General features: G+C 69.0%; 21 protein-coding genes. 14 read left to right on the top strand and 7 right to left on the bottom strand.

Features of this window, described 5'->3' with window-relative positions:
• Positions 1–28: 28 nt before the first annotated feature.
• The 3 genes from WEE69_09120 to WEE69_09130 are packed head-to-tail and all read left to right on the top strand — an operon-like array spanning position 29 to position 2,630.
• A complete protein-coding gene (locus WEE69_09120) occupies positions 29–850 on the top strand; it encodes an SRPBCC family protein (GenBank protein MEX1145452.1) in 822 nt (273 codons plus the stop codon).
• Complete coding sequence (locus WEE69_09125; GenBank protein ID MEX1145453.1) at positions 847–1,812, top strand: ROK family protein; 966 nt, start codon at positions 847–849, stop codon at positions 1,810–1,812. Before WEE69_09120 ends, WEE69_09125 begins: the two co-directional genes overlap by 4 nt.
• Positions 1,809–2,630, top strand: a complete 822-nt coding sequence (locus WEE69_09130; protein MEX1145454.1) for an LLM class flavin-dependent oxidoreductase — start codon at positions 1,809–1,811, stop codon at positions 2,628–2,630. Before WEE69_09125 ends, WEE69_09130 begins: the two co-directional genes overlap by 4 nt.
• Positions 2,631–2,636: 6 nt before the next feature.
• Here the strand turns inward: WEE69_09130 and WEE69_09135 are convergent, their stop codons facing one another.
• Together WEE69_09135 and WEE69_09140 are read right to left on the bottom strand one after the other, a co-directional pair.
• A complete protein-coding gene (locus WEE69_09135; protein ID MEX1145455.1) occupies positions 2,637–3,311 on the bottom strand; it encodes a PaaI family thioesterase in 675 nt (224 codons plus the stop codon).
• Positions 3,311–4,120, bottom strand: a complete 810-nt coding sequence (locus WEE69_09140) for a crotonase/enoyl-CoA hydratase family protein (protein MEX1145456.1) — start codon at positions 4,118–4,120, stop codon at positions 3,311–3,313. Before WEE69_09140 ends, WEE69_09135 begins: the two co-directional genes overlap by 1 nt.
• A gap of 217 nt (positions 4,121–4,337) precedes the next feature.
• On the opposite strand from WEE69_09140, the gene WEE69_09145 reads away from it, so the two are divergent.
• Together WEE69_09145 and WEE69_09150 are read left to right on the top strand one after the other, a co-directional pair.
• A complete protein-coding gene (locus tag WEE69_09145) occupies positions 4,338–5,513 on the top strand; it encodes an aminotransferase class I/II-fold pyridoxal phosphate-dependent enzyme (protein ID MEX1145457.1) in 1,176 nt (391 codons plus the stop codon).
• A gap of 74 nt (positions 5,514–5,587) precedes the next feature.
• Positions 5,588–6,298 (top strand): lysophospholipid acyltransferase family protein, encoded by a 711-nt coding sequence (locus tag WEE69_09150; protein MEX1145458.1) that lies wholly within the window; start codon positions 5,588–5,590, stop codon positions 6,296–6,298.
• A gap of 123 nt (positions 6,299–6,421) precedes the next feature.
• Here WEE69_09150 and glpK read toward each other — a convergent pair whose 3' ends face one another.
• Complete coding sequence (gene glpK, locus WEE69_09155; GenBank protein MEX1145459.1) at positions 6,422–7,924, bottom strand: glycerol kinase GlpK; 1,503 nt, start codon at positions 7,922–7,924, stop codon at positions 6,422–6,424.
• 39 nt (positions 7,925–7,963) lie between these two features.
• Entirely contained in the window at positions 7,964–8,443 is a 480-nt protein-coding gene (locus WEE69_09160) for a hypothetical protein (protein MEX1145460.1), read from the bottom strand.
• Between the two features lie 107 nt (positions 8,444–8,550).
• On the opposite strand from WEE69_09160, the gene WEE69_09165 reads away from it, so the two are divergent.
• Genes WEE69_09165 through WEE69_09180 form a run of 4 tightly spaced genes read left to right on the top strand, consistent with a single transcriptional unit; the run spans position 8,551 to position 12,224 of the window.
• Positions 8,551–9,579 carry a 6-phosphofructokinase gene (locus WEE69_09165; protein ID MEX1145461.1) on the top strand — a complete coding sequence of 343 codons (1,029 nt, stop codon included), beginning with the start codon at positions 8,551–8,553 and terminating at the stop codon, positions 9,577–9,579.
• A gap of 19 nt (positions 9,580–9,598) precedes the next feature.
• On the top strand, positions 9,599–10,474 hold the full coding sequence (tesB, locus tag WEE69_09170) for an acyl-CoA thioesterase II (protein MEX1145462.1): 876 nt from the start codon (positions 9,599–9,601) through the stop codon (positions 10,472–10,474).
• 44 nt (positions 10,475–10,518) lie between these two features.
• Positions 10,519–11,511 carry a GntG family PLP-dependent aldolase gene (locus WEE69_09175; protein ID MEX1145463.1) on the top strand — a complete coding sequence of 331 codons (993 nt, stop codon included), beginning with the start codon at positions 10,519–10,521 and terminating at the stop codon, positions 11,509–11,511.
• Positions 11,508–12,224 (top strand): PIG-L deacetylase family protein, encoded by a 717-nt coding sequence (locus WEE69_09180; protein MEX1145464.1) that lies wholly within the window; start codon positions 11,508–11,510, stop codon positions 12,222–12,224. Before WEE69_09175 ends, WEE69_09180 begins: the two co-directional genes overlap by 4 nt.
• A gap of 28 nt (positions 12,225–12,252) precedes the next feature.
• Here the strand turns inward: WEE69_09180 and WEE69_09185 are convergent, their stop codons facing one another.
• Positions 12,253–12,522 (bottom strand): hypothetical protein, encoded by a 270-nt coding sequence (locus WEE69_09185; protein ID MEX1145465.1) that lies wholly within the window; start codon positions 12,520–12,522, stop codon positions 12,253–12,255.
• A gap of 201 nt (positions 12,523–12,723) precedes the next feature.
• Between WEE69_09185 and WEE69_09190 the strand changes: the two genes are divergently transcribed.
• From WEE69_09190 to WEE69_09210, 5 genes are all read left to right on the top strand, one after another.
• Positions 12,724–13,224, top strand: coding sequence for an NUDIX domain-containing protein (locus tag WEE69_09190; protein MEX1145466.1), 501 nt, complete (start codon positions 12,724–12,726; stop codon positions 13,222–13,224).
• On the top strand, positions 13,137–14,438 hold the full coding sequence (locus WEE69_09195) for a DNA polymerase IV (GenBank protein MEX1145467.1): 1,302 nt from the start codon (positions 13,137–13,139) through the stop codon (positions 14,436–14,438). Before WEE69_09190 ends, WEE69_09195 begins: the two co-directional genes overlap by 88 nt.
• Positions 14,435–15,493 carry a Gfo/Idh/MocA family oxidoreductase gene (locus WEE69_09200; GenBank protein MEX1145468.1) on the top strand — a complete coding sequence of 353 codons (1,059 nt, stop codon included), beginning with the start codon at positions 14,435–14,437 and terminating at the stop codon, positions 15,491–15,493. Before WEE69_09195 ends, WEE69_09200 begins: the two co-directional genes overlap by 4 nt.
• A gap of 110 nt (positions 15,494–15,603) precedes the next feature.
• Positions 15,604–15,984 carry a DUF3040 domain-containing protein gene (locus tag WEE69_09205; protein MEX1145469.1) on the top strand — a complete coding sequence of 127 codons (381 nt, stop codon included), beginning with the start codon at positions 15,604–15,606 and terminating at the stop codon, positions 15,982–15,984.
• A 13-nt stretch (positions 15,985–15,997) separates the two neighbouring features.
• A complete protein-coding gene (locus WEE69_09210) occupies positions 15,998–16,441 on the top strand; it encodes a helix-turn-helix domain-containing protein (GenBank protein MEX1145470.1) in 444 nt (147 codons plus the stop codon).
• Here the strand turns inward: WEE69_09210 and WEE69_09215 are convergent.
• Positions 16,387–18,762, bottom strand: coding sequence for a DUF3488 and transglutaminase-like domain-containing protein (locus WEE69_09215; GenBank protein MEX1145471.1), 2,376 nt, complete (start codon positions 18,760–18,762; stop codon positions 16,387–16,389). The genes WEE69_09210 and WEE69_09215 overlap by 55 nt on opposite strands.
• Positions 18,732–19,943 (bottom strand): DUF58 domain-containing protein, encoded by a 1,212-nt coding sequence (locus tag WEE69_09220; protein ID MEX1145472.1) that lies wholly within the window; start codon positions 19,941–19,943, stop codon positions 18,732–18,734. Before WEE69_09220 ends, WEE69_09215 begins: the two co-directional genes overlap by 31 nt.
• Position 19,944 lies beyond the last annotated feature (1 nt).

The raw sequence follows: 19,944 nt of genomic DNA on the forward strand, positions 1-19,944 counted from the left end.
CCCATCTGCCTTGCTTCGATGGACCTCGATGGCTGACGAGGCACACGAGCAGATCTCGGTTGCGGCACCGCCCGATCGCTCCTGGGCCGTCGCGACGGACTACGAGCGGTACCCCGAGTGGGCCAAGGACGTGAAGTACGCCGCGGTCCTTGAGCGTGACTCGCAAGGACGTGGCAAGCTCGTCGAGTACCGCGTCGCCGGACTCGGGCGGAGCATTCGCTACGTGCTCGCATACGACTACGACGAGGAACCCGCTGCGTTCTCCTGGGCGCTCGTGGAAGGCGACGTGCTGCGCCGGCTCGACGGGCGGTATGGCTTCGAGGCTGAGGGTCCCGGTACGCGGGTCAGCTATGACCTCGTGGTCGATGTCGCGATCCCGCTTCCCGGGCTTATCAAACGCCGGGCTGCGGGCATGATCGTGGGTACCGCGCTGCGGGAGCTGAAGAAAGAGGCCGAATCGATGAGCGAACCTCTTCATGACCTGCACGACAACACCGAATCGGAGAGTGAGCCGATGACCGAGCCCTTGCGTGACGTCAGCGACAACACCTCCCCGGCTGCCGAGGCGTCGGGCGAGGTCGGGAACGAGTCCGAACCCGGACTGCCGCCGCCGAGCGCGATCGAGTCGCTCGTGAGCGCCCTGCTCGAGGCGGCGCCCGAAGTCGCCGAGCACGTCGTCCGGGCCGCGCAGGAGCTCTTGCTCGCCGCGCAATGCGTGGTCGATGCCGCGGGCAAGGCGGTCCATGAGCAACAGGACGCTCGCCGCGACGACGCAGACGACGATGACGCGGAGGCCGACGACGAGCAGGCCGGAGGGGACGCGCCCCGGCATCTCGACCTCGCCGAGTGACCAGCGGCGTCGACTCGTCGGTTCCGCCGACGATCGGCGTCGATCTCGGCGGCACCAACCTGCGCGTCGCACTCGTCTCGGGCGATGGTGAGGTGCTGGCTGACGAGCACGAGCCGACGGGCGGTGACTTCGACAGCCTCGTCTCCCTGATCGCCGGCCACGCCCGGGCACTCGCGAGCCGCGGGGGAGCCCGGGCCGTCGGTGTCGGGGCAGCAGGCCTCGTCGACTTTGAAGGAACCGTTCACTACGCGCCGAACCTGCCGATGCTGCGACACGCGCCACTCGGCGCCGCACTCAGCGAAGCGCTCGACCTCCCCGTCGTGGTCGACAATGACGCCAACGTCGCGGCCTGGGGGGAGGTGTGCCACGGCGCGGCGCAAGGGTGTCGCCACGCGCTCGTGATCACGCTCGGCACCGGGATCGGCGGTGGGATCATCTTGGACGGCCGGGTGTACCGCGGCGGCCACGGGTTTGCTGGCGAGGTCGGTCATTGGCAGCTCGACCCCGCGGGGGAGCGCTGCGCATGCGGCGAGCCGGGGCATTGGGAGGCCGCGGCCTCGGGGACCGCGCTTGGGCAGCTTGCGCGCGCACACGCGGCCGACGGCCGCGCGCCGAATGTGCTCGCCCGCGCGGGGGGTGACCCGGCGAACGTCGACGGTCACGAGGTCGGCGACTCGGCGAGCGCGGGCGAACCCGACGGTGTGGCGCTCCTCGCTGACTACGCACGACGGGTCGCGCTCGGCTTCGTCGGTCTCGCGAACATCCTCGATCCTGAGATCATCGTGGTGTCGGGTGGCCTCGTCGAGCTTGGTGACCTGTTGCTCGCGCCGTTACGCACCGCGTTCGACCACCACCTCGAAGGGGCCGAGTTCCGCCCGAGCGTGCCGGTGGTGCCCGCCGAGCTCGGGGCGCAGGCAGGGGTCGTCGGCGCCGCCGCTCTCGCACGCGAGCTGACCGAGTGAGCTCCCGGGTCCGCATCGGGATCACGCTCCCGTCCTTCGTCGAAGACCCGGAGATCGCACTTGCGGTCGCGCGCGCGGCCGACGCAACCGGCGTCGACGGTGTGTTCGTCTACGACCACCTGTTCCGACTCGCACGCGACGGCAAGCGGCGTCCGGCACTCGAAGCGGGAGCGCTGCTCGGAGCGGTCGCGTCTGAGACGACGCGAGTGACCATCGGGACGCTGGTGCTGCGTGCCTCGCTCCGCCCGCCTGCGAGCACGGCGGCGATCGTCTCCACCGCGGCGCGCTTGGCTCCGGGTCGTGTGGTCATCGGTGTGGGTGCAGGTGATTCCGAGAGCAAGGAGGAGAACGAGGCGTTTGGGCTCGGCTTCGATTCGATGGGCGCGCGAGTGACGACCCTGGAACACACGGTGCGCGAGGTTCGCGATCGCGGAGCACCCGTGTGGGTGGGCGGGGTTGCCCGAGCCGTGCGAAGCGTCGCCGCACAGGAGGCCGATGGTTGGAATGTCTGGGGGCTCGATCCGGAGCGTTTCGCACGACACGCCAATGAGGTGAGTGCCACAGCTGTTCGCGAACCCTTCGAATGCAGCTGGAGCGGGCTCGTCGTGCTCGATGAATCGGATGCCGCGGCACGAGATCGCGCAGCGTCGCTCGGTGTCGCGGCCGCCACGCTGGTCGGCGGGCCGGTCAACGTCGCTGCTGCGGTCGACGGGCTGGCGGCGGCAGGCGCAGCCTGGGTGATCTTCGGCGCGGTCGATGCAGCCGACCCGCGCACTGCGCGTCTGCTCGGAGAACGCGTGCGCGAGGCGCTGGCTTAGAGCGAGTCAGGGAAGAGGATCGGTGGGCTCGGGACTCGCGGGTCGGTCACCGAAGTACTCGAGCGCGCGTGCCGCACCGATGTTCACGAAGATCCCCTCGGCCTCGGCGGTGACGGTGTCACCGTCGAGCAACCGCCCGGCAGTGTGCACGCGACGTCCTTCGATCTTGTGCACCCCGGCTTCGAGCACGAGGTCGACATGGAGCGGAGTGGGGCGCCGGTAGCGAATCGTCAGCCGCGCCGTCATGCCTGCGTGTCCTGACGCGACGTTGGCGATGCCGAGCGCCTCGTCGAACGCGAGTGCCACCCAGCCGCCGTGCACATACCCGGGGGGCCCTTCGTGGGCCGGACCGAAGATCCCGTGAGCGCGCAGTCGGCCTTCGATCATCTCCCAGTGGAACGGCGGTGAGACGACGTTGAGCTCGCCGACGAGCGGGCTGCGCGGCAGGTAGTCGTCGTGGCGGCGCTCAGGTGGTCGGCCGTGCGCCTCAGGTTCCGGCATCGAACCTTCGAGCGTGGCGACCATCCGCTCGAGCTCGGTCGCGGCCGCAGTGAGCTCGGACTCTTCGGCCGGCACGGTGAGGATCGTGTCGACGAAGCGCCTCGTCACGGACGCAAGATGAAGGCGCGCGGGCGTGGTGAACGCCGTGGCATCGGGATACCAGCCGGTGCGTCCGGCCACTACTTGCCCTTGAAGACCGGCTTGCGCTTCTCGGCGAACGCGAGCGGGCCCTCCTTCGCGTCTTCGCTCGCGAACACCTCCCAGCCGATCTTGTCCTGGTGCTGCATCGCCTCGCGGTCCGACAGGTGCTCGGTCTCGCGCCAAGCGCGGAGGATGGCCTTGGTGGACAGCGGCCCGCACTCGGCAACCTGGTTGGCGACAGCGAGCGCGACCGGGAGAGCCTGTCCGTCGGGTACGACCCGCCCAATGAGCCCGATGGCCTGGGCTTCGTGCGCGCTCACTGCTCGCGCGGACAAGAGGATGTCCATCGCGACGGTGTACGGGATCTGGCGGGGGAGCCGGCAGGCCGAACCACCCAGTGGGAACAGCGCGCGCCGGGCTTCCCAGACACCGAAGATCGCGCCTTCGCCGGCGATTCGGATGTCGGTGCCCTGGAGCATCTCGGTGCCACCCGCCACCGCGTGGCCCTCGACGGCGGCGATCATGGGCTTGGAACAGCGGTAGTCGCGCAGCAAGCCTTTCCAGTGCAGGTTGGGTTCGTCGGTCATGCGCTTCTCGACGTACTCGCTACGGGGCTGGTTCATCGATGTGAGATCCATCCCTGACGAGAACGCACCACCCGCGCCGGTGAGCACGGCCGCGCGCACATCGACGGTGTCGTCGACGTACGTGTACGCATCGGCCAACCCGACGAGCATCGCCGGGCTCAACGCGTTCTTCTTCTCGGGTCGGTTCATCGTGATGATCACGACGGGCCCGGAGCGCTCGACCGTGCAGTGCTCGGTCGAGATGGAGAGGGTCTCGGGCATCACTCACTCCACTTCATGGGTCGGCTCGTTGCGTCGCAGGGTACCTGCACGTCTGGTCGACTACGCAGGCTCCGTGTCCACCGAGCTGCGCGCGGCAAAGCCACCCGCAGTTCTGCGCCGCGAACACGCGCCTCTGAACGCAATCGAATGGGGCGGCGATCCTACGGCGAGCATCAACACTGGTGGTGCTATTGCTTGCTCCTGGTACCGTCGTGCCGTGGAGTTCCGCCGCATCGATGCGTTGCCCCCGTACGTGTTCGCCACCATCGACGCGTTGAAGATGGAGGGTCGGCGCGCCGGCGAGGACATCGTGGACCTCGGCTTCGGCAATCCCGACCTGCCTTCTCCAACGGTTGCCGTCGACAAGCTCTGCGAGGCGGTGCGCAACCCGCGCAACCATCGATACTCCGCGAGTCGCGGAATTCCGAAGCTTCGACTCGCGATCACCGACCTCTATCGGCGCCGGTTTGGCGTCGAGCTCGATCCCGAAACGCAAGCGTGCACGACGATCGGGGCCAAAGAGGGTTTTTCGCACCTGATGTGGGTGCTCCTCGGCCCGGGTGATGCCGCGCTGGTTCCCAGCCCGTCGTACCCGATCCACATCTGGGGACCGCTCTTCGCTGGTGCCGACGTGCGCCACGTGCGGCTCGGCCCCGATGAGGACTTCTTCGCCAACCTGATCGAGGCCTGGGAAGACTCGTGGCCCCGGCCGCGCGTGATCGTGCTCTCGTTCCCGCACAACCCGACCACGACGTGTGTCGACCTCTCCTTCATGCAGCAGATGGTCGACTTCGCCCGTGAGCGTGATGTGTTGCTGGTGCATGACAACGCGTACGCCGACCTCGGCTTCGACGGGCATGACCCGCCGTCCATCCTTCAGGTGCCAGGCGCGGACGAGGTGGCGGTCGAGCTGTACACGCTCACGAAGTCGTTCTCGATGGCCGGATGGCGCATGGGGTTCCTGCTCGGGAACGCCGCGGTCGTCGCGGCACTGGCGAAGATCAAGAGCTACCTCGACTACGGGACGTTCCAGCCCATCCAGATCGCGGCGACGGTGGCGATGAACGAGGAGCCCGACTTCCCGAAGCAGGTGAACGAGGTGTACCGCAGCCGTCGCGACGCTCTGATCGACGGGTTGTCGCGCATCGGGTGGGAGATCGAGAAGCCCAAGGGCACGATGTTCGTATGGGCGAAGATCCCTGAACCGTACGAAGAGCTCGGGAGCCTCGATTTCGCCAAGCTCCTCGTACGCGACGCGAAGGTCGCGGTTGCGCCGGGAATGGGGTTCGGTCCGGGTGGAGAGGGCTTCGTCCGCTTCGCCCTCGTGGAGAACGAGCAACGCATCGGCCAGGGCGTCCGCGGCATGAGGCGTGCGCTCGAGAAGCTGGGCTGAAGTTACCGGCGCGTACCTGCTGGTCCCCGGTCTCCCTTCGTCACCCGGACCGTTCGCCCGTAGTCTGAACTCGGATGCTCTACTGGATCATGAAAGGCGTGCTCACGCCGCTGCTGCGCGGGCTGTATCGGGTCCGGGTCGTGGGTCGGTCCAACGTGCCCTCCGATGGTCCTGTGATCCTGGCCGCGAACCACCGCTCGTTCCTGGACTCGCTGTTCCTGCCCCTGGTCGTCGGTCGTCGGGTCACGTTCGTGGCCAAGGCCGAGTACTTCGACTCGAAGAAGACCGCATGGTTCTTTCGTGGAGTGGGGCAGATCCCGATCCGACGTGAAGGCGGCAGCGCCAGCGAGGGCGCTCTGGCTGCGGCCACCGACGTGCTCGAGCGCGGGGGTGTGTTCGGGATCTACCCCGAAGGCACCCGCACGCGCGACGGCTTCACACACCGCGGGCACACCGGTGTCGCCCGGTTGGCGCTGGGCACCGGCGCGCCGATCGTCCCGGTCGGCCTCGTCGGTACCGAGGAGTGCCAACCGATCAACCGCAAGCTCCCGCGCCTGTTCCGAAGAGTGGAGATCCGATTCGGCGCACCGATCCACGCCGACCGATACGCCGAAGATACCGAAGGACTCGCGCTTCGTCAGCTGACCGACGAGCTGATGTTCGAGATCGTCGAGCTCTGTGATCGCTACGAGTACCGCGACACGTACGCCACGAAGCGAGCCGAAGACGTGCCGACCGACCTCGCACGCATCGCTCCGCTCACTCCCGTCACGCACGCGGCTTGACGAGGACGGGGAGGGCAGGCCCTCCCCGTCAGCCCCTCCAGACGCGACCGCTTTCGCGGCGAGGTAGTTGATGGCGAGCCAAGCCGGCCATCGGGCGCGCCAGCCGATGCTGGGTGGATTACGTCAATCATTCGCCGCTTCCCTGGCCCACCCTCGGGCGCGGTCGAGTCCTCTACGCCACTCGTCGTGGCGCCGGGTGACTTCCTGGGCCGCCATCGCGGGGGCGTACGACATCTCTTCTTGCCACGATGCCGCGGCGTCCGCCGCGCTCGACCACACGCCTTCCGCGATGCCCGCTAGGTACGCGGCGCCGAGGGCGGTGGTCTCCTTGACGACCGGGCGACGCACGGTCACGTCGAGCACATCGGCTTGGAACTGGCAGAGCACGTCCATGACGCTTGCTCCACCGTCCACGCGGAGCTCCGTGAGGGCACGACCGGATGCCGCGGTCATCGCATCGATGACATCTCGCGTCTGCCAGGCCATGGCTTCGACCACGGCGCGCGCGAAGTGTGCGCGGTTGGTGCCACGTGTGATCCCCAACACCGCGCCGCGCGCATAGGGATCCCACCACGGTGAGCCGAGCCCGGTGAGCGCGGGCACCATGACCACGCCGCGGGCATCGGGGACGCTCGCCGCGAGCGGGCCGGCCTCCGCGGCGTCATGGATGAGGCCGAGCCCGTCGCGGAGCCATTGGATGGCCGCTCCGGTCACGAAGATCGCACCTTCCAGGGCGTAGGCAACCTCGTCGGGCCCGGTCCACGCGACCGTGGTGAGCAGACCGTCGACAGGATCGGGGCGCGTCGCGCCGACGTTCATGAGCACGAACGAGCCGGTGCCGTACGTGTTCTTCGTCATGCCGGGCTCAAAGCACGCTTGACCGAACAGTGCAGATTGCTGGTCACCGGCGATGCCGCTCACTGGCACGCGCAAGCCTGCAGCACACGACGCGTCGGTGACTCCGAATCGACCACGACTCGGCCGGACCTCGGGCAAGCACGCGCGGGGGATGGCAAAGAGCGCGAGCAGGTCATCGGACCAATCCAGCGTGTCGAGGTCGAACAAGAGCGTGCGGCTGGCGTTCGTGGCGTCGGTCGCGTGTACCCCGCGGTCGTTGCCGCCGGTCAGCCGGTAGAGCAACCACGAGTCGACGGTGCCGAAGGCGAGGTTCGCGTCGGCTTCCACTCCGCCTTCGGAGAGCAGCCACTCGAGCTTCGTGGCCGAGAAGTACGGGTCGAGCACGAGCCCGGTGCGCGCTCGCACGAGTGCTTCGTGGCCGCCGATGCGCAGCTCGTCGCAGCGACCCGCAGTGCGGCGGTCTTGCCAGACGATCGCGCGGTGACGCGGCGCGCCGGTGGCGCGGTCCCACACGACGGTCGTCTCTCGTTGGTTCGTGATTCCGATCGCCGCGACCGACTGCTGTTTCCGTTCGAGTGTTGCGGCGACCTCGGCCAGCGTTGCCAGGGTGGCGGCCCAGATGTCCTCGGGATCGTGCTCGACCCACCCCGGTTGCGGGAAGTGTTGCGGGAACTCGCGATACGCCCACGCTCCGGGCCGCCCGTGCTCGTCGACGGCGAACGTGCGAACGCCGGTCGTCCCCGCGTCGATCGAGAGGACGACCGTCATGTGTGCGCCGAGCGCACGATCAGCGCGTCCGGCGCGCCGTCACTGTGAACCCCAGAAGCCCGAGTCGTCGGACTCGGGCTCCTGTGGGGATGGCACGGAGTCCTGCGTCGAGTCAGGCTCGGCTGGGGTGGCGCGAGGCGGGGGAGTCAAGCGAGCGATGAGCTCACCGGCGAGCTCGCGCTCGCCGCGGCGGAACTCGAAGACCAGCCGGTTCCCACTCGACGCTTGCAGCGAGACCTGGACCAGCGGGCGGCGTCGCTTCACGCGCTCGAGCGTGAACGTCTCGTACCGCTTCCCGATGACGAGGTCGGGTGCGTCGGGCCCGCCCCGTCGGCGGGCGAACACGAGGACGCGCCGATCCGTGAGTGCCATCACGTACTGGCGTCGGGCGAGCAGGAGCAAGGGAACTCGGGGGCGTGCTTGCACGGCCCAGCATCGGCCTGTCGACGAGACCCGCTCACCCTCGGTGAGGACGGCGCGAGCGGCGTCTTCCACCCGCTGTTTGGGAGCGCGAGCCACGCGGCGAGACTACCGGTGCCACTCAACGACCACATGATCCTCCACTCGTCGGCTCTGGCAGGTCGGTTGAGGCAGGATGGACGAGGCGCGCGATACGAAGGGATCCGATGCGCATCGGCCTGCTTACTGGTGGAGGGGACTGCCCTGGCCTCAACGCGGTGATCCGCGCCGTTGTGCGCAAGGGTGAGAGCGTCTACGGCGATGAGCTCGTCGGGTTCCGGCACGGATGGCGCGGCGTGGTCGAGGACGAGACGATGGAGCTCACCACAGATCGCACCCGGGGGTTGCTCCACCGTGGGGGAACGATCCTGGGTACGTCGCGCACGAACCCGTTCAAAGACCCCGCGCACGTGGCTGCTGTGCTGAGCACGATCGAACGCGAGCGCGTCGACGCCTTGGTGGCAATCGGGGGAGAGGACACGTTGGGGGTTGCGTGTCGCCTCGGCGACCATGGTCTCAACGTGGTTGGCGTGCCCAAGACCATCGACAACGACCTGTCTGGCACCGACGTCACGTTCGGGTTCGACACCGCGGTACAAATCGCTACCGACGCTATCGACCGTCTGCACACGACGGCTGAGAGTCATGACCGCGTCATGGTCGTGGAGGTGATGGGACGCCATGCCGGGTGGATCGCGTTCCACGCGGCGCTCGCGGGCGGAGCCGACGTCGTGCTGGTGCCCGAGGAGCCGTTCGACGTGGTGCAGGTCTGCGAGCGGCTTCGTGAGCGCCACTCACGCGGCGCGGGCTTCTCGATCGTCGTCGTCGCCGAGGGCGCGGTGCCCAAGGAAGGCACGATGGCCATCCAGGAGGCCGGCGTCGACGAGTTCGGACACGTCCGTCTCGGCGGTATCGGGAACCTGCTCGCGCCGGAGATCGAGCAGCGCACCGGATTCGAGACGCGCGTCACGATCCTGGGTCACATCCTGCGCGGTGGCACGCCGACTGCGTTCGACCGCATCCTGGCGACGCGATTCGGGCTCGAAGCGGCTGACGCCGCTCACCAGCACGACTTCGGGAAGATGGTGGCGTTGCGCGGGACCGACATCGTGCGCGTCCCGATTGCCGATGCGATCGAGCAGCTGAAGACCGTGCCTCGCTCATTGCTCGAGCACGCGGAGGTCTTCCTCGGATGAGCAAGAGGAAGCACCGCTGATGGGATCGCCGCTCGACGATCTGCTGGATCTCCTCCAGCTCGAGACGCTCGAGGAGAACCTCTTCCGCGGCGTCAGTCCCGACGAGGATCGTCAGCGCATCTTCGGTGGCCAGGTGGCCGCCCAGGCGCTCGTGGCGGCGGGGCGGACGGTCAGCGACGACCGACCGGTGCACTCGTTGCACTCGTACTTCCTCCGACCCGGTGATCCGAACATCCCGGTGATCTACGAAGTCGACCGCATCCGCGACGGAAAGTCGTTCACGACACGGCGTGTCGTCGCGATCCAACATGGGAAGGCCATCTTCAACCTCGCCGCCTCGTTCCAGGTCATGGAGGAAGGTCCCGACCACTCGATGGAGATGCCGGTCGTACCGGCGCCCGATCAGCTGCCCACGTTCCGTGAGCGGCTCGAGCCGTACTTGGATCGACTCGGCGAGAGCATGGTCGAGTGGCTCGTTCGTGAGCGGCCCATCGACTCGCGCCCCGTGCAGGACCCACACTGGCTCGAACCCGCGCCGCGTCAACCGACGCAGGACGTCTGGATCAAGACAAACGGCGAGCTCCCTGACGATCCGCTGCTGCACGCGTGTGTCGTTGCCTACGCGTCTGATCTCACGCTCCTCGACACCGCGACCCTTCCGCACGCGATCGGGTACGACGGGCGGTTCATGATGGCCAGCCTCGATCACGCCATGTGGTTCCACCGGCCGTTCCGCGCCGATGAATGGATGCTGTACCACCAGCTCAGCCCGTCAGCCTCGAACGCGCGCGGCCTCGCGCTCGGGCACGTGTTCCGCTCCGATGGGCACGTTGCCATCACCGTCATGCAGGAGGGACTTCTGCGACCGATGCACGGTACGGGAGGGGGGCCTTGAGCAGCGGATCGGATCGCGGGTGGGTCGATCTGCGCTCGGACACCGTGACCACGCCGACGCCCGCGATGCGGCGCGCGATGGCCGATGCCGAGGTTGGCGACGACGCGTACGGCGAGGATCCGACGGTGAACCGACTCGAAGCGAGAGCCGCTGAGCTCCTCGGCAAGGACCTGGCGCTCTTCGTGCCATCGGGCACGATGGGCAACCAGCTCGCGCTGCGGCTGCTAGCGCGACCCGGCTCCGAGGTCGTATGTGCCGAGCGTGCTCACGTGTACCGCTACGAGGGCGCAGCTGCGGCTCGCAACGCGGGTGTCCAGCTGCGGCCGCTTGCTGACCCTGACGGCGTGCTCGATCCCGCCCAGCTCGACGACGTCGCTGCGAACCAGGACCATCACCTTCCCCCGATCTCGGCGGTTGCGATCGAGAACACCCACATGCCGGCCAGCGGGCGGCCCTGGCGAGTCGACGAGCTCGACGCGTTGGCCAAGGTCGCCCGCCGTCACCAGGTGGGTATCCACTGCGACGGCGCACGGATCTGGAACGCCGCGGCCGCTGTCGGCGCGACGCCGGCGCAGCTCGCGACCCATTGCGACACGGTGATGTTCTGCTTGTCGAAGGGGCTCGGCGCGCCGGTTGGCTCGCTGCTCTGCGGTTCGCTCACCGTCATGACATCGGCGCGCGAGGAGCGCGCTCGCCTCGGCGGTGGGATGCGTCAAGCGGGCGTCATCGCCGCGGCTGGTCTGGTCGCGCTCGACGAGATGGTCGAGCGCCTCCCGGAAGACCATGCGCGTGCGCGGCGTCTCGCGGACGCGCTGGCCGACCGCTATCCGGGCAGCATCGATCCCGAAACGGTCAAGACCAACATCGTGTGTGCCCCCCTCGATCGCCTGCCCGACAAGATCGTCGGCCGGCTCGAGGAGCACGGCGTCCGCTGCGGCACGATCGATGCCAAGACTGCCCGCTTCGTCACGCACAAGGATGTCGACGACGACGGTATCGACCGAGCGATCACCGCGTTCGACGCGCTCACGCGATGACCCTGATTGCCGACCCGCCGGGACGCGCCCTCGCGGTGTACGCGCACCCCGACGACCCGGAGATCTCTGCGGGAGGCACCCTCGCTCGATGGGCGGATGCCGGCGCCGAGGTCTGGGTGCTCATCACGACTCGTGGCGAGAAGGGGACGATCGATCCCGACGCCGATCTGGATGCGCTCGCGCGCGTCCGCGTCGAGGAGACGGCGGCGGCGTCGGCGAAGCTCGGCTTCGCCGGACACCTCCATCTCGACTACGGCGACGGAGAGATCGCCGACAATCGCGACCTCGTCGGATCGATCGTGCGCTGCGTGCGTGAGGTGCGACCTGAGATCGTTGTCTGCCCGGATCCGACCGCCGTGTTCTTCGGCGACGGGTACTTCAACCACCGTGATCACCGCGTCACCGGTTGGGCCACGCTTGATGCCGTTGCCCCTGCGGCCGGAAACCCGCACTACTTCCCCGAGCATCGGGCCGAAGGGCTCGAAGTCCACCATGTTGGTGCCGTGTACCTCACCGGAACCCTCGAGCCGAACTGCTGGGTCGACATCACCGACACGCTCGAGCGCAAGATCGATGCCCTCTTCTGCCACGCGAGCCAGCTGACCGAGACCGGCGAGTGGTTCCGGGAGTTCCTACGCAACAGCGCCGAGGAGGCTGGTCTCGCTGCCGGCGTCGCCTACGCGGAGGGCTTTCGAAGAATTCGATTGGGGTAGATGCGGTGCCGGAGGCACTCGCCGAGTATTACGGAGCCTTCTTGCCGCGGCGCCACTCAGCCATCGCGCGCAGTACGAGGACCGCGACGATTCCTACACCGGCTGCGCCGATGACGGCCCCGATGACGGTTGCCAGCAGGCGCGACCCCGCGCAGCTGCGCGTGCAATCGATGTCGGCGATGCCGTAGCCGATCACGCCACCGAAGAACCCGGCCACGACCACGCTCACGAAGGCGAGGAGGAACGCGCTTCGCGACGGCATCGTCGGCGGGGCATCGCGCCCGATCGGCTCCTGCATCTTGCTTCGCTCTCTGCGGGGCGGGGCCCACTTTGATGGTCGACTCCGCAGGCTCCACCCGCGGGCGTTCGCTCACTGAATTGAGCGTTGCCGCTGATCGTACGGCCACGGATCGGGTCGCCCTGGTGGTCGCGCTCGCTCGGCACCGGGGTACCCGGTACCGCCCTGCGGGCCGCTCGGCTGCTCCTATCCTGAGCGGTGATGCGGGAGTGGCTCGTTGCCGGCGCGCTCGTCGAGGCACCGACGGGTGTGCTGCTCGTGCGCAACGTGCGCCGCGGCGGGCGCTCCGACTGGAGCACGCCGGGCGGCGTCATCGACGCGGAGGACGGCTCGCTGCTGGAAGGGCTCACGCGCGAGGTGGAAGAGGAGACCGGCCTGCACGTGACCCAGTGGGAAGGTCCTCTGTACGAGGTGGTCTGCGAAGCGGTCGATCTCGGGTGGACACTGCGCGCGGAGATCCATCGCGCGCTCGAGTACGAAGGAGAGCTTCGGGTCGAGGACCCGGACGGCATCGTCGTCGAGGCTGAGTTCCTACCGGTCCACGAGTGTGTCGAACGACTGGCACCAGGTGCGCGCTGGGTCCACGAGCCCCTCTGCGAGTGGTTGTCGGAGCGATGGGGACCAACGGCCGCGCGCGGCTATCGCTACGCGGTTCACGGCACGAGCCACGAGGCCCTCTCGGTGCGCCGCGCCACGACGTGACCGACGATGCGCAGCCGACGATCCTGCATGTCGACCTCGACGCGTTCTATGCATCGGTGGAGCAGGTCGACGACCCGGGTCTGACCGATCGGCCGGTGATCGTCGGAGGGCTCGGACCGCGCGGCGTGGTCGCTGCGGCCAGCTATGAGGCTCGGCAGTTCGGTGTGCAGTCGGCGATGCCCATGGGTCGCGCTCGACGGGCGTGTCCGGACGGAGTGTTCCTGGCCCCACGCTTCGAGCGGTACGAGTCGGCGAGCCGTGAGGTCATCGCGATCCTGCGGTCGTTCACCCCGCTGGTGGAGCCGCTCTCGCTCGACGAGGCGTTTCTCGATGTCGCGGGTGCGCGCCGGCTCCACGGCCCTGCGCCCGCGATTGCCGAGTCGATCCGCGCCAGCGTGCACACGAATACCGGGCTCACGGCATCGGTCGGGGTCGCGACCACGAAGTTCCTGGCCAAGATTGCGAGCGATGTGTCGAAGCCGGACGGCTTGCTGGTAGTCGAGCCAGGGACGGAGCTCGAGTTCCTGCACCCGTTGCCGGTCGAGCGGCTGTGGGGGGTGGGACCGGCGACGAGCAAGAAGCTGGCTCGATTCGGCGTGCGGACGATCGGTGATCTGGCCGCGCTTCCCGAAGAGACGATCACGGGAGCCGTCGGTGTAGCCCGTGGCCATCACTTGCACGCGCTCGCGTGGAACCACGACGAGCGCGACGTGGAGCCCGAGCAACGGACCAAGTCGATCGGTCACGAAGAGACGTTCCCCAAGGATGTCCTCGATCGAGCGATGCTCGAGCGCGAGGTCCTGCGTTTCGCGGATCGCGTTGCGTCTCGACTGCGGGGCGCGGGACTCGTTGGCCGGACCGTGCAGCTCAAGATCCGCTACTCCGACTTCCAGACCATCACGCGCTCGCGAACCCTCGCCGAGCCCACCGACCTTGCTGGTGACCTGGCGCGTACGGGTGCCGCGTTGCTCACCGCCGTTGACCTGGGGAGCGGCGTCCGGTTGTTGGGTCTGTCGGTGCAACAGCTCGACACCGCTGGCGCGATCCAGGAGGCGCTCCTGCTGGATGACGATGCGAGCCCGACCGAGAGTGCAGCCGCGCATCGGCAACGCAGTGACTTCGAACGCAGCGTCGACCGCGTGCGGGCTCGATACGGCGACGATGCGGTCGCGCCGGCTCGCCTCATGCCCGACCGAGAGAAGCGCGGATCATGACCGTACGCGTCGGCATCGTTGGTTGTGGCTTTATCGGGACCGTGCACTCGTTCGCACTCGCGGCGCTGGTCAAGGCCGGCCTCGTCGATGCCGTCGTGACCGCAACCTGCGATGTCGATGCCGAGCGTGCGGCCCGCTTGGCCGAGCCGCACGGTGCGCGTCGCTGTACCGAGGTCACCAAGCTGATCGACGCGGTCGATGCGGTCTGGGTGTGCACCTGGACCGTGGACCATCGAGCGGTCGTCGCCGCGGCAGTTGAGCGCGGTCTCGCGGTGTTCTGCGAGAAGCCGCTTGCTCCGACGATGGCCGAGTGCGAGGAGGTGGCGGTGCTGCTCGAGCGGGTGCCCCATCAGGTCGGGCTCGTGCTGCGCCATGCGCCGGTGTTCGCCGCGGCTGCTGCCGACATCTCCTCCGGGCGCCACGGTCGGCCGTTGGCCGTGCTCATGCGGGACGATCAGTTCTTCCCGATCCAGGGTCACTACTCGTCGGAGTGGCGGTCGGACGTCGCCAAGGCCGGTGGCGGCACGCTGCTCGAGCATTCCATCCACGACGTGGATGTGCTCGCGTGGATCCTGGGTGCACCCGTGTGGGTCCGGGCGGAGGTGGCCTCACGGTTTGGACATGCCGGCATTGACGACGTTGCCGCGCTCACGCTCGGCTACGACGACGGGTCGCACGCGACGTTGCTCAGCGTCTGGCACCAGGTGCTGAGCCGGACCTCGAACCGGCGACTCGAGGTGTTCTGCGAAGACGGTTTCCTCTGGGCCGATGACGACTACTTGGGGCCGCTGCACGTGGAGACGAGCGCGGGCACGTCGGTGATCCAGGGTGAGCTCCCGGACTGGGCCTCGCGCCTCGACGTGCCCGTGGAGTTCCTGGCCCCGATCGCGCAGTACGCGCAGCCCACGAAGGCGTTTCTCGACGCGGTGGCGACCGGTGGTTCCACAGCGACCGGGTGGCCCGACGCATCCACGGCGCTGGCCGCGCACCGCATCGTCGACGCGGCATACCGCTCGGCCGCGGCGGGGGGAGCGGTGAATCGCATCGGTGGCTGACCGCCGGTCTCCGAGCGGCGGTTGCTCGCGTTGAGGGGGCGTCGCGGCTGCGCGACAATGTCCCGCCGGGTCACCTGACCCGATCTCGCGAGGCGAACGAGCACACACGCATGCCACTTTCCGAGGACGAGCAGCGCATCCTTCGGGAGATCGAGGCCAATCTCTCGGTCACCGACCCGAAGCTGGTGCAGCAAGTCTCGGACACGACGCTGTACCGACACTCGGCCCGGATGATCAAGTGGGCGGCGCTCGGGCTCGTGGCTGGGCTGGCGCTGCTCGTGATGACGTTCACGAGCGTGCTGCCGCTCGCGGTCGGCGGCTTCCTCATCATGTTGTTCTGCCTGCTCGTGATCGAGCACCACGTCCGCAAGATGGGGCGCGCCGGACTGGAGAGCCTGACGGCTGCGCGTGGCGGTGCGTTCAAGGGGATGTTCGGGAACGCGGGCAAGCGCTGGCGCGATCGCTGGCAGCGCGACGACGACGCCGGCTAACGCTCGCGCGCTTGTGACCTATACGGCGTTGCAGGCGGCACGGCTCGCCGGGTGCACGCCGGCGCAGCTCGAGTACTGGGAGCGCTGCGGTCTGGTCGTTCCCGGCGCGGCTTCGCCCGGCCCGTACTCGTTCCGCGATCTCGTGGCGTTGCGGATGGTGCGGTCGCTCCTCGAGGCCGGCTTGCCTCTCGCACGCATCCGGCGGGCCGTGAACGAGCTGCTGAGCGCGGGTGAGGACATTGCCGGCCTCAGGATGGTCACCGACGGCGATCGAGTGTGGGCGTGCCGTGACGACGGGCAGATCCTGGATGCGCTCCGGCACGGGCAGTTGGCTCTCTTCGTGGCCGTCGATCGCATCGCGGCCGACGTGGAAGCCGACGTCCGGGAGTTCTCCCGGGACCGTCAGTCGTTCGTGGAAGGGCTCCGCGGTTTCGACCATCCGGCGGGCTCCGGCTGAGCCGAGGAATCGCGCCGCGCTTCTCCTCGCGGCGTCGGAGGCGGTCGCCGAAGTGGAGAGGAGCGGCCCGGCGCCTCTGGCGCCGAGAGCGGGAAGTGCTGAGCGGCAGCTGCCGCGCGCTGGCGCAACGTGGTGGGGTCGAGACGGGCACGGAGGCGGCGCACTACCCCGCTCGAAGCGTCGAGCGCGCCGCGCAGGGCGTCGACGTGACGCCATGCGTCGCGCGCGGCCTCGGGTTCCGGACGATGGGCTCCGTACTGCACGGCGCCGTACGCGTGGGCCAGGGCGCGGAGCGGTTCCTCGGTGGCTGCTCCGGCAACCGTGGGCACGCGGCGCGCGACTTCGAGGGGTGTGGCCGACGCGGGCCACGTGAGGCGCCGGTCCGCGAGGTCGTCGACCGCTTCGGACCACGCGCCGCTGATCGCGGCGGCCGGGTCGGGCCGTGATCGGCGGCGGGAGCGTCGACCCGCCTTCAACCCGACGATGATCACGAGGGGTGCCACAACGAGCAGGACGACCGCGAGCACGAGCGCGAGTAGCCACGATGTGCTGTTCCCGGTGTCGTCCGCGGCGGTTGGGTCGGGGTCGACGGTGACGCCGCTCCCGGGTCCGGTCACCGGCGTGGTCGGGGGAGCGACCGTCGGCGTGGTCACCCCGGTCTGATCGGGCGTTTCCGATGTCGCCGGTGTCGTCGGCGGCGTGACGGCGTCCTCCTCGCCGGGGAGGTCGCTACCGCCAGGATCGGTGCTCGGCGGCGTGGGGTCGAACGCGTGGGTCCATCCGATCGACTCGCCGAGCCACACCTCGGGCCACGCGTGCGCGTCGAGGTTCGTCACGCGGTACACGCCGTCGACGAGCTCACCGGGCGTGAATCCCACCGCGACTCGAGCGGGGATCCCCGCGGCACGCGCCATCGTTGCGTACGCGCTCGCGAACTGGACGCAGAACCCCTTGCGCTCCTCGAGGAATCGTGCGATGACGTCTTCGCTGTCGCCGAGATCCGTGTTCGGGTTGTAGACGAACGCACCCTCGGCACGGAAGAAGTCGCGCAACGCGGACGCCTTCTCGTACGGCGTCACCAGCCCATCGGTCAGGCGTTGCGCCTCGGCGATCACCGTGAGGGGGAAGTCGTCGGGCAGCTCGGTGAAGCGCTCGAGCTCGGCCGGTACGGGGTCAGTCGTCGCGTCGGCGTCGCCGGGCGCGATCTGCGGATCGGGCGCGTCGGACACAACCGTGTACCGGAGGCCCGTGACGGTCCGATCCAGGGTCACGAGTGTCGTCGAGGACCGAACCACGAGGACGTCCTTCTGGCTCACGCTGACCGGTTCGTACGCGGCCGGCATCCAGCGCTCGCCGAGATCCCTGATTCGATACTCCTGGGGCAACGGCGCCTGCGCGTCGGACTCGTCGAGCCCCTCGGCCACGGCCGCGTCGCCTTCGGCGGTCAGCGTCCACTGGCCTCCGCCGATCGATCGGTAGTCATCGAGTGCGACGATCCGCCAATAGTCGGCGCGCGGTGCCTTCACCGTGAACAGGATTTGCCGTTCGCCCTGCTTGAGCTTGTCGCCGACGTCGAGCAGCGGCGGGATGCTCGTGCGGTAGCTGTCGTTCGACTGGTCGCGGCCGAGGCCAGAGGTCTCGAACAGCGGCTCGTCGCCCCCTGGGAGGGCGGGCGCGGCGGCGACGCCGACCGTCACCGCGATCACGCCGACGAGCGCGCCGGCGATCAGCAACCGCGGCGCATCGACCAATCCTTGGGGTCCAAGCCGTGTGCGCCGATGTTCGAGCAGCGCTTGGTGCTGGAGCGCGAGGAAGAGGCTGCCGCACGCGCCGAACACCCCGACCACGAGCCATTGCCCGTCATCGACGCCGAGGGCAGCAACCCAGATCAGCACCATCAAGCCCGGCGCGAGCGCACCAAGGGAGACCTGGCGGCGGAACGCGAGGTCGTCGGCGACGGTCGCCGCCACCCACACGATGATCACCGCGAACAGCACCGCCCCCGGCGTGCTCGGAATCGGGACGGCATCGTTCGTGATGACGTGCCACCCGCCGGAGAGACGGGCACCGAGGTTCGAGACCCCGATCCCGGGAGCTGCGAGGAGCGCATAGAGCACGAGGCCCGCGGTCGAGCCACCCCAGGTGATCAGGTCGCTCGCTCGTCTCCACCGGGCGACCGCGCCGATCGCGTGGGGGAGCAGCGCCGCGCCGACCAGCGCGAACACGTAGGCGCCCGACTCGAAGACCCGCCCGAAGGCAAGCACGAGCGTGGCGCTGAGGGCGCCGAGCGCTACGACGAGAGGGAGCTGGCGCGGTTCCATCGCCTCGAATTGCGGGAGCTGAACGCGTTCCAAGCCGCAGCGAAGTCGGTCGACGCATCGATCACCGGCAGCACCGACGCGATCGGGTCAGAGCTCTTGCCCGTCGCGATCGTGGTGACGAGGCACCGCGGCCGCAGCAACGCCAGCGCATCGGCAAGAGCAGCGTCGAGGTATCCCGTCGCGGTGACGACCGCACCGATCCCGAGTCGGTCGCGCAGGCCGGCGACGACCTGCACCAAGTAGTCGGGTTCGCTCACCTCGACCACCGCAAGCCGCTCGAGAAGGATCTCCACCGAGCCGGGGCCGGGGCGACCGAGCACGTCACCTCGAGTCGTGAGCGCTTCGAAGGGCGCATGCGCGCGTCGGAGACTCACTGCCAGCGATGCGATCGCTTCGACCGCAGCCTCGAACGTTACGTCGTCGTGCACCTCGGGGCGCGTGTCGAGCACGAGCACCACCCGTCCCGGCGATGCGGCCTCGTCCTGGCGCACGAGCAGTTCGCCGCGGCGGGCACTCAACCGCCAGTGCACTCGCCGAGGATCGTCACCTGGCTCGTAGTCGCGCATGGCGAGAAACTCGCCGAGGGGCTCGAGCGCGGGCGCACGTGCACCCTCGGCGTGGGCCGCCGGCTCTCCGCCACCACCCCGACGCGGCGCGACCGCGGCGTGGATGCGCGGGCAGATCACGACGTCGGTGGCCTCGGCGATGACGAACGTGCGTCGCACGATGCCGAAGGGATCGGTGAGCGAGCCCACGAGCGGTCCCACGACGTGCCGACCTCGCCGTTGGGTGGGGATTCGGTAGACGGCCCGCACCGGCGCGTCCGGCTCGCTCGGCGGGAGGAGGAACCGCGCGGCGCGGCGACCGTCGTCGACGCGGTCGGTGAGCGTGAGCAGTGGGGTCTTGGTCGTGGTGAAGCCTTCGAGGACGACCCGGCCCTCGGTGCCGACGTGAAGACGAGCGGGCCGTACCGAGCGCCCGATGCGCAGCGACGGTCGCCGCACGCGGACCCAGACGAGCGCGACTCCGATGAGGAGAGCGGCGCCGATCCCGAGTCCGGCCAGCGGGCCGGCACCTAGCACGCGGCTCCCGAGCACCAGGCCGCCGGCGGTGCCGGTGAACGTCCAACCCCGGCGCGTGAGGCTGATGGATGGCTCCGCGGGTTGGTTGTTCGCCGCCATC

The sequence above is a fragment of the Acidimicrobiia bacterium genome (assembly GCA_040881685.1).
GTDB lineage: Bacteria > Actinomycetota > Acidimicrobiia > IMCC26256 > PALSA-555 > SHVJ01.